Consider the following 14836-nt stretch of genomic DNA (forward strand, 5'->3'; position numbering starts at 1 on the left):
TAGCGGTCTACTTAATGCCTCACAGTTGCCTCGAAACGCTTTGAAACCAACTGGCGCGACTTAGCGCGCCTTGGTCAGTTCGAGGAATACGTCTTCGAGATCAGCTTGCTCGGTTTTAACATCTTGTATTGTGATGCCCGCAGCGCGGACTGCATTAAGAACATCTTCTGCAGAGGTGGTCTTGGTCTGATATGATATGGCCAGAGCCCCATCCGCACGGTGCTCCACAGAGAGCCCTTCTGCCGCAGGCAGCGCCTGCACATCGCCAGCAGACTGTATCACCATGCATTTTCCATCAATTTGGCCCAGCAAATTTGCAGTGCTGTCCTGCGCTACAAGACTGCCTTGATTGATGATCGCGATCTCGTCACACATTTCCTCGGCCTCCTCGAGGTAATGTGTCGTCAGAATGATAGTCGTGCCATGCTCTTCATTCAATCGACGCACATTGCGCCACAGCATCTGACGCAACTCAATATCCACACCTGCAGTCGGCTCATCCAGAACCAAGACCTGCGGGCTATGAACAAGGGCCTTGCCGAGCAAGAGCCGGCGCCGCATGCCGCCTGACAGCGTACGCGCATAGGCCTCCGCTTTATCCTCCAGCCCAATGAGTTCAAGGATTTCATCGCTGCGTCTTTGCGCTTTGGGAACACCGTAAAGCCCTGCCTGCACCTCCAATGCCCCACGTGGCGTGAAAAAAGGATCTAGGTTCAACTCTTGGGGCATAACACCAATTGCCGCGCGCGACTGTCTGGGGTTCTCGTCTTGATCAAATCCCCAAATTTTTACAGAACCCGCCGATTTGGTCACAAGCCCCGCCATAATATTGATCATAGTGGATTTTCCGGCCCCATTAGGACCCAGCAGCCCAAATATGCGCCCGGCTGGGATCGCGAGATCAACCCCTTTCAGCGCCTTTTTCTGTGGTTCACCACGGCCGCCCTTGTAGGTCTTCTGCAACCCTCGGATTTCGATCGCATTCTGGGTCATGGCCACTCTTGCTCCCTGCTGCGCAATGCCTATTATTTGGCCCTAACCAATATGGACGCGTACTACAACCGCGCCCTACTATAGCCAACCGTCAGATACCGCCTGACTAAGCCGAAGGAACATCGCGCATGACCATCGCAGCGCCTGAAACCAAAGTTGTCGACAGCTACCGCGTCTCTTGTGACGGCGGTGAAGGTCCCCTTGGTCACCCGCGTGTTTGGCTACAGATTCCCAATGAACTTGGCTGGGTAGAATGCCCCTATTGTGACTGTAAGTTTGTCCATAAGGATTTCGAAACGGCGCAAGCCTAAAGCTGCCATCGAGACACAAAACAGCAAGCTCCGCTATTAGCGGCGCTTTTTCATCCTGCGTTCAAAGATGTGTTTGGGCGTGGTGTCGCTCAGGTGCTTCTAGGTGCGCGACCGAGTTGAACTGCACCAAAAGCGGTTTGCCCAGCACCATCTGCCACCGATGCACAGAAGTGTTTTGAATTGCCAGACACATCTGCGCCCAACCGGCGACATCGAGATTGAGTGTTTGCCGCAACACGGCGCCAATCAATCCCCCAGATGTGACGACCAGCGCACGCCCCTCGCCGGCGGCAATGTCTTCCATCGCAGCCCTGACTCGCGCCTCAAAAGTGTCAAATGTCTCCGGAGCCCCTTGAATGGCTCCGTTTTTCCAAGCGTCTAGAACCTGCGGCATGTGGCGCACAAATCCTTCGCGATCCGTCGGAACCTCCAGCCCAAATTGCGTCTCCATCAACCGAGATAGATCAAAGTAAGCAAACTCATTCAGCCTTGGGTCTTCCACGATATCTGCAAAGCGATCGGCTCTCATGCTGATGGCGGTTTCTCGATGCCGCCGCATACTGCCTGTGAAGACACGTTGAAAGTGTTCGCCACTATCGCGCATGTGATCTCCAAGCCATGCGGCCTGTTGGTGTCCGAGATCGGAAAGCCTATCATAGCTGACTTCATCTCTGGCCTCGGTATTGGCCTGCCCGTGGCGTACAAGAGAAATATGCGGCATTGGGGTTCGCTCACTCAAATATTCATAAGATGCCTAACCAAGCTTGCATCACAGGAAAAGCAAAAATGCTAAGGGGTACGCAACGCTATAGGTCGCCCCTCTTGTGACGTGGAAACAGGCTACTCAACCGCGCGCATATCCACGGCGCAACGCCCGCCTGCGGTACCCATCAGCAGCCAAGGAGGCTTCGCGCAAATTGCCGAAAATACGGATCATGGTGCGCCCTTTTCCGCCAGAGACCCCCCATTCACGCATAACCGACACTTCCTCAAAGAGATTCATCGCAAGCTCGACACGATAGTAGCGCGGGCCCGTGGTGCGCGAAGGTTTATATAAAATGCAGGTCGCCATGCATTGATTCTATTGCAGGGTGATTCGGGGTGCAACAGTCCTATGAATTGAAGGGGACTTGAGGCAACGACGCCACGAGCGGAACATTTGTATGCTACTAACTGCCGCCACCTAGCAAAACAGCCTCAACACGGCGATTTTCCATCCGTCCGGCTTCAGTAGCATTAGACGCTATCGGAGAAAGATAGCCTGCGCCATGCGCCTCCAGCTGCGTTGCCGCAACGCCATAAGTTTCAATCAACACGCGCCTCACGGCAGAGGCACGACGCAGCGAAACACTTACGTTGGCCGACAAGCTGCCTTCTGTATCGGTGTGCCCAACCAATGCAACACGCCTTCCAGCGTCCCCATTCAAGAATGAGGCCAGAGCCTTCAAGGACGCGACGGATGTATCCGATAATCTAGAGGCTCCTGTGGCAAAGGCCAAATCATCAAGCACCACATGGCCATATTCGTCTAAGTGCGAGACGTATCCAACACGAGGCATAGTTTGATCCGTTGAATTTGGAGTGTGATCCTGCGCGCGTTTAGAAGAAACAATAGCTGCATCCGATGCTGCTGCCGCCTGGTCTTGCAGCACGCTTTGGGAAACAGTGTCAATTTGAACCATTCCGGCCTGTACCGTGCGACTTACAAGAATCGTTACACCTTCTGGGCCCTTATTTGTTTCCCGCTTCGCAGAAACAAAATAGTAGTCAGAGAGATCCACAAACATGTTGGGCGGCAACAAGACATCAAGACTGAATCTGAAGTCAAATCCTCCGCAACCCACATCATCGCAGGACAAAAGAACTTCATAGCCCTGCGCCGTCGCCTGTTTCGCCAATGTCTCCGCGAGCGCAGCGGTGCCGACAAAGCCGCTCGACACACGCCACGTCTGCTGCTTCACGAGCCCCGTGACCGGCATCGTCGGAACACCGCCTTCTTCAAATCTCCCTGTGGGTAGCGCAAGGACTGTTTGTGGCTTGCTCGCACCATAAACCATCTGAGCAGCATCACTCAAATCAGGCTCAAAGGCCCAAGCTGCCCCGGGCAATACCGCGACAAAGCCTATGATGCGCGCAAAGTTCATCTGTGGAGCGCGTGATACTCTTCATTGGGCGCCATCTTTGTCGCCGAAGCTACGCGGTTGGACATGTTGTAAAAGCCTGCCACATTGGCAATATCCCAAATATCGCGATCTGAGAAGCCGACATCGCGCAAAGCCTGTCTATCCTGCTCCTCAATGGTGCTGGAGGCCACAGTCATCTTCTCAGAGAACGCAAGCATCGCATACTGTCGCTCATCCAGATCTGCGACACGCCAGTTCATGACCATTTTCTCACCAAGTGCAGGATCACCTGAAAGCTCCCGCACTGCAGCACCATGTGCGACGAGGCAATAGAAGCATTTGTTGATCGAACTGACCGTAACTGCAATCATTTCGCGTTCCAGTTTGGACAGGCCGCTCTCCGCCAGCATCAAATCATTGTAGAGGGCAGTAAAGGCATTCAGTTTGGCGGCATCAATCGCGTAGGCCTTCAGCACATTGGGCACCAAGCCCAATTTGTCCTGACAGATTTCAAAATAGCGCTGGGTTTCAGCTGGCAGAGGATCCATCATAGGAATATCCAGAGCCGTAGGTTCTTTAACTGTCGTCATACTTACCTCCCTCAAGTCTTGATTTTTTGCCTGTAATGATAGGCGCCCACCGCGGTCATTCCGAAACCTGAATATAGCGCATTCGCGGCCTCGTTAGCGCGGGTACAAACAACGGCCAGATGGGTACCACCCTGCTGAGCAGTCCATATTGCAGCCCTCTGAATCAAAAACCGAGCAACGCCCTGGCGGCGTTGAAACGGTAGGATTTCCAAAGCGTGCACCATGCCCACACCTTTATGCAGCCCAAGAAAAGCAGCGCCGGCGGGTTTATCCTGCCATCGCGAAATCAGCCCTGTTTTAGGGCCAAGAACACGTTTCATCACCTCGACACGTTCAGGACCGATGCCACCATGTGCCCAAATTTCTTCCATGATGCGCAGTGGCTCCCATGCAGGGATCGCAGCCGTGCGCGGAGGAATAGGTTCAAGCAAATCTGTGACGGGAATCGCGTACATCACCACTGGATCGACAATAGTGTATCCCCGTGCCTCAAGCGCTTGATCGAGTTGGTCTTCCTCATCACGCAGTTGGAAAAGAGGCGTTTGTCCCAGCCGCACCATCGCAGCTTCCGCCAGATCAACCTTAGAGACGCAATTGCGTGTCTTACTAGTCGCTGCGGATGCTCTTTTTCCACCGCCCTGACCATCCCGAATAACAAATTCCGCCACTTCAAACTTTTCGGCGGCAGGCCATGTTGCATCAAGAACATCAAACAACTCTGAGGAGCTAGGCAACGCCATCACGCAAATAACTCAGCCAGACGCGCCATGGCTTCATCAACCCGTTGCCCATCCGTGCCCCGAATGACCACATTGGCACCATAGGCCCCATTCCTTTGATAGGGATAGGATCCAATAGAAAGATCCGAGTAGCTCGCTGCAATTTCAGCGAGCGGTCCGGCGATCTCACCTTCCCCCCGTTCAATCCGAAGAGTTTGGCTCAAAACCGGGTCACCGCCTGTCAGCGTCGGCATGATGCTGGCAACCATGGCTTGAAACACCGAAGGGACGCCCGCCATCACATAGACGTTTTCCAAAACGAAACCCGGAGCAACGGACACAGGGTTCTCGATCAGTGTAGCGCCCTCTGGAATGCGCGCCATGCGTTGACGGGCTTCGTTAAATTCTTGTCCGGATTTATCATAATGGGCCTGCAGCAAAGCTCTTGCATCATCACGCACGCCGATGGTCTTATCAAAGGCCTCTGCAATGCAGTCCGCGGTAATATCATCATGTGTTGGGCCAATACCGCCAGAGGTAAAAACACTGCCATATTCGCGAGAAAGACTTTGTATGGTCTCGACAATTTTTGAAGCGACATCAGGAACAATACGGACCTCTGCCAGTGAGATCCCATGTTTGGTCAATTCACCGGCCAAATAGTGCATATTCGCATCACGCGTTCTGCCAGATAGGATTTCATCGCCAATCACGAGCATTGCAGCGGTTGGATTTGCCATAAGTGCTTTCCTTGTCAGACGTCTACCGCAGGTATAGGGGTGAGGGATGCGCTTTCAAACCCCTCTTATCCCCGCTGAGCTCAAACGTCGCTACAAACGTTTTCTGGCCGATGCCATCCTAACAGACGGCACCGAAATCACCGCCCATTGTGCCAACCCTGGCTCCATGATGGGATTGGCCATTCCCGGGAACCGCATATGGCTTGAGCCCAACGATGATCCAAAGAAAAAGCTCAAGTTCGGCTGGCGGCTTGTTGAACATACTGGAGGCCATTTCACAGGCGTGGACACATCCGTGCCAAATCGCGCGCTGAAAGCCGCTCTTCAAAACAAAGAGATTGCGGAGTTTTCTGCATATGACGGCATCCGCCCTGAGGTGAAGTACGGCACCAATAGCCGGATCGACTTTCTACTGACCGCGCCGGACAAACCGGATCACTACGTTGAGGTGAAATCTGTCACTCTGTCGCGCAAGAATGGTTTGGCGGAGTTTCCCGACAGTGTGACCGCAAGAGGTGCCAAACATCTAGCCGAACTCTCGGAAATGAAAGCACAGGGGCATGATGCCACCATGTTTTATCTTGTTCAGCGCACCGATGCAGAGCGCGTATCTCTGGCTGCGGACATAGACCCGACCTATGTGGCCGCCTTTCATGCAGCGCGCAAAGCCGGAGTAGAGGTGCTTGCCTACAGTTGCGTGATATCTCCTCAAGCCATCACAATTGGCGCACGTCTACCATTCGAAGAATAGTCGCAACACACACCGGCACTGAGGTGCCTCTAGTACTTCGATGCAAATTCTCCTACATAGCTTCGGACACAATGCGATGGAGCAGTTCTCATGATCGGCAGAGGCCGCAAAACACGCGATGACATTCGCATCTATTCTCCGGAAGATCACGCTGGCATGCACAAAGCTGGTGCACTTGCGGCGCAGATTCTGGATGAGATTGCTGAACATGTGTTTCCTGGGCAGACCACAGCAGAGCTCGATCGACTGATTGAGGGCAAAGTGCGGGCCGCAGGCGCAGAATCTGCAACGATCGGGTATCGCGGCTATCAGCATGCGAGCTGTATCAGCGTGAACCACGTGGTGTGCCATGGCATTCCTGGGAGTCCTATTCCGAAATGGAAGAAGGAAACCAGCGCACAAAAAGAAGATCCAATGCGCGCAAATGATACGCTTCAGGACGGTGATATTCTCAATATTGATGTGACTGTCATCGTAGATGGCTGGTTTGGGGATACAAGCCGGATGTATGTGGCAGGCAAACCCAAAGCCTTTGCAAAGAAGCTCATTCAGGTCACACATGACGCCCTGATGATCGGGATTGAAACCGTAAAGCCAGGCAACACCTTTGGCGATATCGGCAATGCCATCCAGACCTATGTTGAGCGCCAACGAATGTCCGTGGTGCGCGATTTTTGTGGCCACGGTCTTGGACTGGTGTTTCACGCGCCTCCCAACGTGTTGCACTACGGGCGCGCAGGCAGCGGCCCCGTTCTTGAAGAAGGAATGTTCTTCACCATCGAGCCGATGGTGAACCTTGGCAGACCTGAGACAAAAGTTCTTGCCGATGATTGGACGGCCGTCACGCGAGATAAGTCACTCTCTGCTCAGTTTGAGCACTCTGTGGGGGTCACCTCAAATGGGGTGGACATCTTCACCTTATCGGAAAAGGGCCTCTTCCACCCGACATGGGGCTAACTTAGGGTAAAGACACAAGGCGCAGGAAAGTGACATGCGTGTCACCATATCTGCGCGCATCCAGCTGCTGAAACCCTGGCGGCGCCAATTGGGGCGCTGCTTCTTCCCATATGATGAGTGCATCTGGAGCCAACCATCCTTTGGCCTGCGCACTTTGCAATGCGCGCGCACCTAGAGTCTTGCCATAGGGCGGATCCAGAAACACCAGATCACATGCCACGCCCGGATTATCCCGCAAACGGGTGGCATCGCACTTTACCAAGCTGGCGTCAGATTTTGCACCCAAGCGCTTGATGTTGTCGCCAATCAATCGGCCAGCAACGCGCCCCTCATCGACAAATGTGACGGATTGAGCCCCCCGAGAGAGAGCCTCCAACCCGAGTGCGCCGGTACCAGCAAACAGGTCAAGCACATGCGCGCCTGTGATTGGATTGCCAAATTTGCCCCCAACCAAAACATTAAAAAGGCTTTCACGTACACGATCCGTGGTGGGCCGCAGGTGCATACCAGCGTCCCCATTGCCCACGGCGGTGAGCGCCGTACCACGCCATTTGCCTGCAATAATCCTCACGCGCGCAACAGATCTTTGATGTCTACAGTCAGATCCTGAACCAAATCAGAACTTGGGGATTTGCCGCTTTCAATCAAGCGCTTACCCACCATGTAATCGCGTGGAGCATTGGCCGCATCCACCGCCACTAGGGTTTCTCCCTGATAGTACCAAAAAGACTTTACGTTATCTGACGTGCTCCGCGTTACAACGCGATCATAACCCGCGTTCCAGCCCGCAATCTGCAATTTCACATCGTATTGATCCGACCAAAACCACGGCTTGGCGATATAGGATATTTCAGCCCCAAGAATATTTTCGGCAACCACTTCCGATTGTTCAATCGCATTTGGCACGCTTTCCAAGCGGATTTGCATGCCTTTGTAAGGAAAGGAGGCGCAGTCGCCAGCAGACCAAACATGTGCAACGGAGGTTCGACCGAAGGCGTCAGTTTGAATGCCATTTTCCAATTCAGCACCAATCGCACTCGCCAGCCCCACGTTCGGCTGCACCCCTACGCCAACAATTACAAAGTCCACTGCCAGTGTTTCGCCGTTGGTCAGTCTGGCGGCTTCCACGCGGCCAGTTCCGTCAAGCTGTTGCAAGCCAACGCTCTCAACAATCCTCACTCCGTGCTTGCGATGCAAATCCCGGAAAAAATCACTGGTCTCAGGCGCTGCAACCCTCTGCAAAATGCGATCGGACATTTCCACAAGTGTCACCTCCAGACCTTTCGAAGCAGCCACCGCTGCGGCTTCGAGCCCGATGTAACCACCTCCGACAATCAGCACACGCTTGCCTTCAGAAAATTCCGGGGCCATCGCATCTACATCGTCTAGGTCCCGCACCACATAGACGCCCGCTAGATTGCCGCCGATGCTGTCAGGCAAGCGGTTGGGAGAAGCACCAGTTGCAAGCACCAGTTCGTCATACGCCAACACATCCTCGCCAATCGACAGGGACTTTGCCGCGGGATCAATTGAGGTGACTTCAGAATTCAGTCTCAGATCAATGTTCTGTTCTGCGTAGAAACTCTCCGGACGCAGGAACAAGCGCTCCACATCCATCTCACCAAGAAGATATTTCTTGGACAACGGTGGGCGCTGATATGGCGGCACAGCCTCGGCACCAACCAAAGTGATCTGGCCTTCAAAACCAAGGGCCCGAAGTTTCGCCACACAGGCGGCTCCGGCCTGACCTGCACCAACCACGACGACATGTGTCATCTTCATTCCCCCAACTGCCATTGCCTCAATCGCCGCGGAGCCTATATCGTCAATTCAGGGAAACGCAATGAAGAGAATAGAACAATGACAATTTCTGTTGGAGATACACTGCCCGCTGGCACTTTGATGAAGGTCGGCGCAAACGGCCCCGAACCGGTTAGCCTCGAGAGCCTGTCAAAAGGGAAAAAAATCGTGCTGTTCGGCTTGCCGGGCGCGTTTACGTCCACATGTTCGAGCGCCCATTTACCAAGTTTTATGCGCACGGCCGCAGCCTTCAAAGAAAAAGGTGTGGAAGAAATTATCTGCCTGTCCGTCAATGACCCATTTGTGATGGATGCTTGGGATAAAGACACCAAAGCCTCTGAGGCCGGTGTATCTCTGCTGGCGGATCCAAATGGCGACGTGACTGTTGCAATGGGGTTGGCGTTCAATGTGCCAGAAATCGGCTTCAACAATCGCTCTCAACGGTACTCGGCGCTGATCGAAGATGGTGTCGTCAAAGTGCTGAACCTGGAAGAGTCTCCTGGCGCCTGCGAAATCAGCGCGGGCGAGACACTTCTCAACGCCATGTAACACCTCGGGTCGCACACTGGGTTTTCGCCGATGTGCGGCCTGTCTTTCAAGTTTCGCGCTTTAAAGCGTGTCCAATTTGCGGGCCAGTTTCGCATCAAGCGCTGAAAGCCCTCCGACGTCATGCGTGGTTAAGACCACATCTACGCGGTTGTAGATATTGAACCATTCAGGGTGATGGTTCCACTTTTCTGCCCAGATTGCAGCGCGGGTCATCCAGCCAAAAGCCTCCACGAAGCTTTCAAAGTGAAATGTCTTCACCAAGGCATCTCGACTAGCATCCAAGTGCCAATCGCTTTCCAACAAAGGCGTAAGCACAGCATCCCGCGCAGCAGCGCTAAGTTTTTCGGTCATTCATGATCCTCCCCCTGTGACTGTTTGAACGGGCCCCAGGATGTCAGAACTTCGATGTCTTGCGACACCGCCTCACGCTCTGACTGCAAATAGGTTCCCACAGCCTCTCTAAAACCCGCATCCCGGATCCAATGCAGCGAATAAGTTGTGACAGGTAGATAGCCGCGCGCGAGCTTATGCTCCCCTTGTGCCCCCGCTTCGACCGCCAGCAAACCATGTGCAATGGCCCAGTCCATAGCCTGATAATAGCACAACTCGAAATGCAAACACGGGTGATCCTCTACACATCCCCAATAGCGGCCAAACAAAACATCTTGACCGATGAAATTCATCGCGCCAGCAATCGGCTCCCCGTTGCGCAATGCGAACGCCAGCAGAACATCCTCCCGCATCGTCTCATGCATGAGATCAAAGAAGCGGCGTGTCAGGTAAGGTGTCCCCCATTTGCGCGCGCCCGTGTCCTGATAAAAGCGCCACATGGCGTCCCAGTGAGAGGGCTCTATTTCTCGTCCAGTCAACAGCACAATATCGCCGCCAAAGGACTGCGCTTTCGCGCGCTCCTTCTTGATGTTTTTTCGCTTTCGGGAAGACAGACGTGACAGGAACCCCTCAAAATCCTGATAGGCTTCGTTGGTCCAATGAAACTGTTGTCCGGTGCGCTGAAGTAAGCCCATTTGGGCACCAGCCTCGGCCTCCTCCGGCGTACAAAATGTAATGTGGAGACTGCTCAGTTCATTGTCAGAAGCGATTTGCACCATAGCCTGCGTCAACGCCTGAACCCCGGTCTGTTGCCACCCCGGCTTTGCCAAAAACCGCGGACCTGTGACTGGTGTAAAAGGAACCGCCACCTGAAGCTTGGGATAATACTCACCACCGGCGCGCTCATAGGCATGCGCCCAGTTGTGATCAAAGACGTATTCTCCCTGACTGTGCTCTTTGACATAGGTCGGCGCGACAGCCACCAGCTCCCCTTCTGAATAGACGGCGAGATAGCGAGGGTGCCACCCTGTCCCATATCCAACAGAACCACTTTTTTCAAGCGCCGACAAAAAGCGGTGAGTGACAAATGGATTGACGCTTCTACCTGATACAGTGCCCCCCGCGCAGGCATCCCATTCTTTTTCTGACAGCACATCCAACGTGCTGTGCACTTCGACTGTCAGCTGACTTCCGTCCATTCACATCCCTCCTGAAGGGGTTCATGTATGGTACGTTAAAAAGATAATCGAGGATCAAAAGCGCAATTCATCACCGGCGCCATCACCTTTCTGTGCAGATTGCCAATACGATCAACAGCTTGGCAATCTGCTTATTCTGCGGTGCTTAAGCGATCTGGAAAATCGCCTCGATCTCAACCGCTACACCCAGCGGCAGCGCACCGGCAGAGACCGCCGAGCGCGCATGACGCCCTTTGTCTCCCAAGGCCTCAACGAAGAAATCAGAGGCCCCATTAATCACCTTCGGCTGCTCTGTGTACTCCGGTGTAGAATTCACAAAGCCCACCAGTTTGACCACACGGACAAGGCGATCAATGTCCCCTCCGCAGGCGGATTTCAAGGCCGCCAACAGGCTGATCGCGCAGGTCTTGGCCGCGGCAGCTCCCTCTTCGGTGGACAGGTCTTGGCCAACTTTACCCAGAATGAGGCCATCCTCGTTCATGGATATCTGCCCAGACACATAAACCATGTCCCCAACCACAACATAGGGGACATAGTTTGCCGCTGGCGTGGCAACGTCTGGCAGGGTGACGCCAAGCTCTTTCAAACGGGTTTCAATTGCACTCATTCTTTTGCTCCCATGAGAGATGTGTCGCGCGACGCTAGCCCCGCACGAAACATTTGAAAAGTCCCCCAAGGCCGCTTTGATGTCAGCTTTCGCGGAAGGCTTTGACAAAATAATCGGTCAAAGGACGCGTCAAGTAAGCAAGAGGGCTTTGATCCTGCGTGCGCAGATACGCATCAACTGGCATCCCGGGTAGCAACGATACGTTGGAAGGCAGCTTTTCAACCTCCCCCTCTGCCAGCTCGATCTCTGCTTTATAAAACGTCTCACCGGTCTGGTCGTTCTGGAACGCATCCGCCGACAGATGCACCACATGCCCCCGTAATTCTGGCGTCACGCGTTGGTCAAAAGCGGAGAACCGTAGCGAAACATCCTGCCCCGGGAAAACCTGATCAACGTGAATTGTCGGCACCTGAACCGCAGCCACCAAAGGCCGATCCTGAGGCACAATAAACAAGAGCGGCTCAGCAGGGCGAATAACGGACTGCAACGTATAAACACTCAGCCCATAAACAACGCCAGAAACCGGAGCACGGATCGTGAGCCGATCCAGTTTCTGAAGCAGTTGTCTGCGCCGCTCGGCAAGCTCCAACTCTCGATAACGTAGATCGCGCAGGGTGGTGATCGCTTCTTCGCGGCGCGTTGTTTCCAGTTTCAGAAGCTCAATTTCTATTTCGGTAATACGGCCCTCAGCCTGCGCGCGACTGGCCAAAAGTTCGCCGACCTGCCCCGACAACGAGGCTTCTTCGCGCTGCAAACCAAGCACGCGCGCCGCTTGCGCAAGCCCTTTCTCCAGAAGCTGTTGTTGATCGGCCAGTTCATCTTGGATGAGTTCAAGCTGACGCTGCAACGCCGCGCTCTGTGCGTCGACCCCTTCCACCTGGCTCTCGATCTGAGCAATGCGCTTGCGCAGCTGATCGACATTCTTTTCGAGACTGTCATTGCGAGCATGGAACAAGCGCACCTGCCCATCCATGAACCCCACAACACTTTCGTTTTCTTCGGAGATGGCGACCAGTTCAGGATCAAATACAACGCCATTCGCACCGTCACGCTCAGCCTCCAAGCGACCCCTACGCGCCATCAGCTCCCAGAGTTGCCCTTCAGTGACAATCAGCTCAGATAGGAGATCAGAGTCGTCCAGCCGCAAAAGCAACTGCCCCTGAGAAACGCTATCTCCTTCATCCACAGAAATTTCGGTAACAACACCGCCATCAATGTGCTGCACAACTTGACGATTGCGATCCACTTCGACCCGACCACTCGCCACAATCGCACCAGCAATTTGTGTACCAACGGCCCAAATTCCAAAGCCAAGCACCAAAATCAATAGCGCCCCAAGTCCGACACCCAGCGCGGTACCTGCGCCCCAACGTTGTTTCTCACTCATTGCACACCTCCCGGAGCATTGGAGCCTTTCACTTCGGAATAGTTCTGCAACACTTCTTTCAAAACCGCGTCACGCGGGCCAAAGGCGCGACGAGCCCCTTGGTCCAGCACCAAGAGTTTATCGCATTCTTGAATAGCTGCTGGCCGATGGGCCATGATCAACACACTGCGCCCTTTGGACTTCATAACACGGATCGCAGAATTGAGAGCCATTGACCCTTCATTGTCGAGGTTAGAATTCGGTTCATCCAACACCAGAATTACAGGATCACCATACATGGCCCGTGCCAAACCAATCCTTTGAATTTGGCCACCGGACAAACGCCCGCCTTGCGATGTAACCCGTGTGTCATAGCCTTCCGGCAGCTTCAGGATCATATCATGAGCATCTGCGGCCTGAGCAGCTGCGACGACTTTTTCCGCATCCGGCGTCGCCGCCAATCGCGAGATATTCTCCGCAATGGTCCCGTCGAAGAGCTCCACGCGCTGTGGTAGATACCCGATATAATTTCCCAGATCTGTCGGATCATATTGCTCCAATGCGGCGCCATCCAAACGGACCTTGCCACCAGCCGTGCGCCACACCCCTGTGATCGCCTTCGCCAGCGTCGACTTTCCGGCCCCGGAAGACCCGATGACACCCACAGCCTCTCCCGGTTCGACTTCAAATGAAATCATACGCAAAGAGGCTTGAGATTCGCCCGGAGGAACAATCGTGGCCTGCTGAACCTGCAAACGCGCGGCAGGCTCTGGCAACTTTGTCCGGCGTCCCTCGGGCGGCACCTCACCGAGAAGTTCCGCCAAACTGTGCCAACCGCGCCGCGCGCGCTGCACAACCGCCCATTGGTTCACTGCCATTTCCACCGGGGCCAGCGCACGTCCGAGCAAAATGGACCCTGCGATCATGGCACCGGGCGTAATCTCTCCTTTGAGAGCAAGATAGGCCCCTAAACCCAGCATGGCCGATTGCAAGAACAAGCGGAACGTCTTTGTACCCGTCGTGAATATCCCCCCGACATCGGAAGCCGTCACGGTTGCCTCTAGCGATTTCCCGCGCGCCTGCCGCCAACGCAAAAAGGCCGCTTCACGCATACCAAGCGCACTTACCATTTCGGCCTCCGCCTGCAGCTGTGATGACAACTGATTGGCCGAGTACGACGCCAGAGTCATTTGCTCCAAAGGTTTCTTGGAAACAACTTGGTTGAGTACAGCCGCGATGATCAGAATACCGCCACCGACAATCGCCAGAAGCCCCAACCATGGGTGAAACAACGCAATGCCCATCAGAAAAAGCGGTGTCCAAGGAGCGTCAAAAAAAGCGGTCAACACAGGTGACGTCATAAATCTCTGAACAGACTCCAAATCAGACAAAGCCGTCTGTGTCGTGGACGTGCGCCCAACCGTTGCACGTCTCAAAGCCGCTTCAAAGACGCGATAGTCGAGACCGTCCTGAAACCGAGCCCCTACCCGCGCCATCACGCGACCGCGGGTAAAATCGAGAATGCCCATCAAGGTAAACAGAAAAACAACCAACAAAGACAGAGCGACAAGAGTTTCTTCGGACCCGCTCCCCAACACACGATCATAGACTTGAAGCATATAAAGAGGGCCTGTGAGCATCAGGAGGTTCACAAACACACTGAACAGACCGACCGCCCAATAAAGACCTCTGCTCGCGCGTCGCGCGCGTCTCAGTTCTTCGTAACCCTTGTCTGTCGCAGTTTGCGGCATGGAACCATCTCTTCTGTTACTATTGTGATCCCACTGGATCATTTACCGGT

The 14836-nt window shown here is 54.1% G+C and carries 18 protein-coding genes; 4 read left to right on the forward strand and 14 right to left on the reverse strand.

Annotated features, from left to right (window positions below):
• Positions 1 to 60: 60 nt before the first annotated feature.
• Entirely contained in the window at positions 61 to 993 is a 933-nt protein-coding gene (locus tag J7382_RS13580) for an ABC transporter ATP-binding protein (RefSeq protein ID WP_209069578.1), read from the reverse strand.
• Between the two features lie 128 nt (positions 994 to 1121).
• Between J7382_RS13580 and J7382_RS13585 the strand changes: the two genes are divergently transcribed.
• Complete coding sequence (locus tag J7382_RS13585; RefSeq protein WP_209069579.1) at positions 1122 to 1304, forward strand: zinc-finger domain-containing protein; 183 nt, start codon at positions 1122 to 1124, stop codon at positions 1302 to 1304.
• Between the two features lie 61 nt (positions 1305 to 1365).
• Here J7382_RS13585 and J7382_RS13590 read toward each other — a convergent pair whose 3' ends face one another.
• The 6 genes from J7382_RS13590 to J7382_RS13615 all read right to left on the reverse strand — a co-directional run bounded on the left by J7382_RS13590 (position 1366) and on the right by J7382_RS13615 (position 5476).
• The gene (locus J7382_RS13590; protein WP_058238384.1) at positions 1366 to 2025 is read right to left on the reverse strand and encodes a histidine phosphatase family protein; all 660 of its coding nucleotides are present in this window, start codon (positions 2023 to 2025) and stop codon (positions 1366 to 1368) included.
• A 123-nt stretch (positions 2026 to 2148) separates the two neighbouring features.
• Positions 2149 to 2376, reverse strand: a complete 228-nt coding sequence (locus J7382_RS13595) for a WGR domain-containing protein (protein WP_058238385.1) — start codon at positions 2374 to 2376, stop codon at positions 2149 to 2151.
• A 97-nt stretch (positions 2377 to 2473) separates the two neighbouring features.
• On the reverse strand, positions 2474 to 3448 hold the full coding sequence (locus J7382_RS13600; RefSeq protein ID WP_209069581.1) for an OmpA family protein: 975 nt from the start codon (positions 3446 to 3448) through the stop codon (positions 2474 to 2476).
• Positions 3445 to 4017 carry a peroxidase-related enzyme gene (locus J7382_RS13605; RefSeq protein ID WP_209069583.1) on the reverse strand — a complete coding sequence of 191 codons (573 nt, stop codon included), beginning with the start codon at positions 4015 to 4017 and terminating at the stop codon, positions 3445 to 3447. Before J7382_RS13605 ends, J7382_RS13600 begins: the two co-directional genes overlap by 4 nt.
• Before the next feature lie 11 nt (positions 4018 to 4028).
• The gene (locus J7382_RS13610) at positions 4029 to 4757 is read right to left on the reverse strand and encodes a GNAT family N-acetyltransferase (protein WP_209069730.1); all 729 of its coding nucleotides are present in this window, start codon (positions 4755 to 4757) and stop codon (positions 4029 to 4031) included.
• The gene (locus J7382_RS13615; protein ID WP_209069585.1) at positions 4757 to 5476 is read right to left on the reverse strand and encodes a molybdopterin-binding protein; all 720 of its coding nucleotides are present in this window, start codon (positions 5474 to 5476) and stop codon (positions 4757 to 4759) included. Before J7382_RS13615 ends, J7382_RS13610 begins: the two co-directional genes overlap by 1 nt.
• A gap of 46 nt (positions 5477 to 5522) precedes the next feature.
• On the opposite strand from J7382_RS13615, the gene sfsA reads away from it, so the two are divergent.
• A complete protein-coding gene (sfsA, locus tag J7382_RS13620) occupies positions 5523 to 6227 on the forward strand; it encodes a DNA/RNA nuclease SfsA (RefSeq protein ID WP_209069587.1) in 705 nt (234 codons plus the stop codon).
• Positions 6228 to 6317: 90 nt separating this feature from the next.
• Entirely contained in the window at positions 6318 to 7184 is an 867-nt protein-coding gene (gene map / locus J7382_RS13625) for a type I methionyl aminopeptidase (RefSeq protein ID WP_209069589.1), read from the forward strand.
• Between the two features lies 1 nt (position 7185).
• Here map and rsmD read toward each other — a convergent pair whose 3' ends face one another.
• Both rsmD and J7382_RS13635 read right to left on the reverse strand, forming a co-directional pair.
• The gene (gene rsmD / locus J7382_RS13630) at positions 7186 to 7755 is read right to left on the reverse strand and encodes a 16S rRNA (guanine(966)-N(2))-methyltransferase RsmD (RefSeq protein ID WP_209069591.1); all 570 of its coding nucleotides are present in this window, start codon (positions 7753 to 7755) and stop codon (positions 7186 to 7188) included.
• Positions 7752 to 8960, reverse strand: a complete 1209-nt coding sequence (locus tag J7382_RS13635) for an FAD/NAD(P)-binding oxidoreductase (RefSeq protein WP_209069593.1) — start codon at positions 8958 to 8960, stop codon at positions 7752 to 7754. The genes rsmD and J7382_RS13635 overlap by 4 nt, the downstream gene beginning before the upstream one ends.
• Before the next feature lie 84 nt (positions 8961 to 9044).
• On the opposite strand from J7382_RS13635, the gene J7382_RS13640 reads away from it, so the two are divergent.
• Positions 9045 to 9533 carry a peroxiredoxin gene (locus J7382_RS13640; RefSeq protein ID WP_209069595.1) on the forward strand — a complete coding sequence of 163 codons (489 nt, stop codon included), beginning with the start codon at positions 9045 to 9047 and terminating at the stop codon, positions 9531 to 9533.
• Positions 9534 to 9593: 60 nt separating this feature from the next.
• Here J7382_RS13640 and J7382_RS13645 read toward each other — a convergent pair whose 3' ends face one another.
• From J7382_RS13645 to J7382_RS13665, 5 genes are all read right to left on the reverse strand, one after another.
• Positions 9594 to 9884 carry a 4a-hydroxytetrahydrobiopterin dehydratase gene (locus tag J7382_RS13645; RefSeq protein WP_209069596.1) on the reverse strand — a complete coding sequence of 97 codons (291 nt, stop codon included), beginning with the start codon at positions 9882 to 9884 and terminating at the stop codon, positions 9594 to 9596.
• Positions 9881 to 11062 (reverse strand): GNAT family N-acetyltransferase, encoded by a 1182-nt coding sequence (locus tag J7382_RS13650; RefSeq protein WP_209069597.1) that lies wholly within the window; start codon positions 11060 to 11062, stop codon positions 9881 to 9883. Before J7382_RS13650 ends, J7382_RS13645 begins: the two co-directional genes overlap by 4 nt.
• 145 nt (positions 11063 to 11207) lie before the next feature.
• Complete coding sequence (locus J7382_RS13655; RefSeq protein WP_209069598.1) at positions 11208 to 11669, reverse strand: RidA family protein; 462 nt, start codon at positions 11667 to 11669, stop codon at positions 11208 to 11210.
• Between the two features lie 82 nt (positions 11670 to 11751).
• Positions 11752 to 13056, reverse strand: coding sequence for an HlyD family type I secretion periplasmic adaptor subunit (locus J7382_RS13660; RefSeq protein WP_209069600.1), 1305 nt, complete (start codon positions 13054 to 13056; stop codon positions 11752 to 11754).
• A complete protein-coding gene (locus tag J7382_RS13665) occupies positions 13053 to 14786 on the reverse strand; it encodes a type I secretion system permease/ATPase (protein WP_209069602.1) in 1734 nt (577 codons plus the stop codon). Before J7382_RS13665 ends, J7382_RS13660 begins: the two co-directional genes overlap by 4 nt.
• Between the last annotated feature and the right edge of the window lie 50 nt (positions 14787 to 14836).

Source organism: Shimia sp. R11_0, from assembly GCF_017744035.1.
Lineage (GTDB): Bacteria > Pseudomonadota > Alphaproteobacteria > Rhodobacterales > Rhodobacteraceae > Shimia > Shimia marina.

Coding starts and splice junctions, on each gene's coding strand:
- J7382_RS13580 (WP_209069578.1), bottom strand. CDS start 993: ATGACCCAGAATGCGATCGAAATCCGAGGGTTGCAGAAGACCTACAAG.
- J7382_RS13585 (WP_209069579.1), top strand. CDS start 1,122: ATGACCATCGCAGCGCCTGAAACCAAAGTTGTCGACAGCTACCGCGTC.
- J7382_RS13590 (WP_058238384.1), bottom strand. CDS start 2,025: ATGCCGCATATTTCTCTTGTACGCCACGGGCAGGCCAATACCGAGGCC.
- J7382_RS13595 (WP_058238385.1), bottom strand. CDS start 2,376: ATGGCGACCTGCATTTTATATAAACCTTCGCGCACCACGGGCCCGCGC.
- J7382_RS13600 (WP_209069581.1), bottom strand. CDS start 3,448: ATGAACTTTGCGCGCATCATAGGCTTTGTCGCGGTATTGCCCGGGGCA.
- J7382_RS13605 (WP_209069583.1), bottom strand. CDS start 4,017: ATGACGACAGTTAAAGAACCTACGGCTCTGGATATTCCTATGATGGAT.
- J7382_RS13610 (WP_209069730.1), bottom strand. CDS start 4,757: ATGGCGTTGCCTAGCTCCTCAGAGTTGTTTGATGTTCTTGATGCAACA.
- J7382_RS13615 (WP_209069585.1), bottom strand. CDS start 5,476: ATGGCAAATCCAACCGCTGCAATGCTCGTGATTGGCGATGAAATCCTA.
- sfsA (WP_209069587.1), top strand. CDS start 5,523: ATGCGCTTTCAAACCCCTCTTATCCCCGCTGAGCTCAAACGTCGCTAC.
- map (WP_209069589.1), top strand. CDS start 6,318: ATGATCGGCAGAGGCCGCAAAACACGCGATGACATTCGCATCTATTCT.
- J7382_RS13635 (WP_209069593.1), bottom strand. CDS start 8,960: ATGACACATGTCGTCGTGGTTGGTGCAGGTCAGGCCGGAGCCGCCTGT.
- J7382_RS13640 (WP_209069595.1), top strand. CDS start 9,045: ATGACAATTTCTGTTGGAGATACACTGCCCGCTGGCACTTTGATGAAG.
- J7382_RS13645 (WP_209069596.1), bottom strand. CDS start 9,884: ATGACCGAAAAACTTAGCGCTGCTGCGCGGGATGCTGTGCTTACGCCT.
- J7382_RS13650 (WP_209069597.1), bottom strand. CDS start 11,062: ATGGACGGAAGTCAGCTGACAGTCGAAGTGCACAGCACGTTGGATGTG.
- J7382_RS13655 (WP_209069598.1), bottom strand. CDS start 11,669: ATGAGTGCAATTGAAACCCGTTTGAAAGAGCTTGGCGTCACCCTGCCA.
- J7382_RS13660 (WP_209069600.1), bottom strand. CDS start 13,056: ATGAGTGAGAAACAACGTTGGGGCGCAGGTACCGCGCTGGGTGTCGGA.
- J7382_RS13665 (WP_209069602.1), bottom strand. CDS start 14,786: ATGCCGCAAACTGCGACAGACAAGGGTTACGAAGAACTGAGACGCGCG.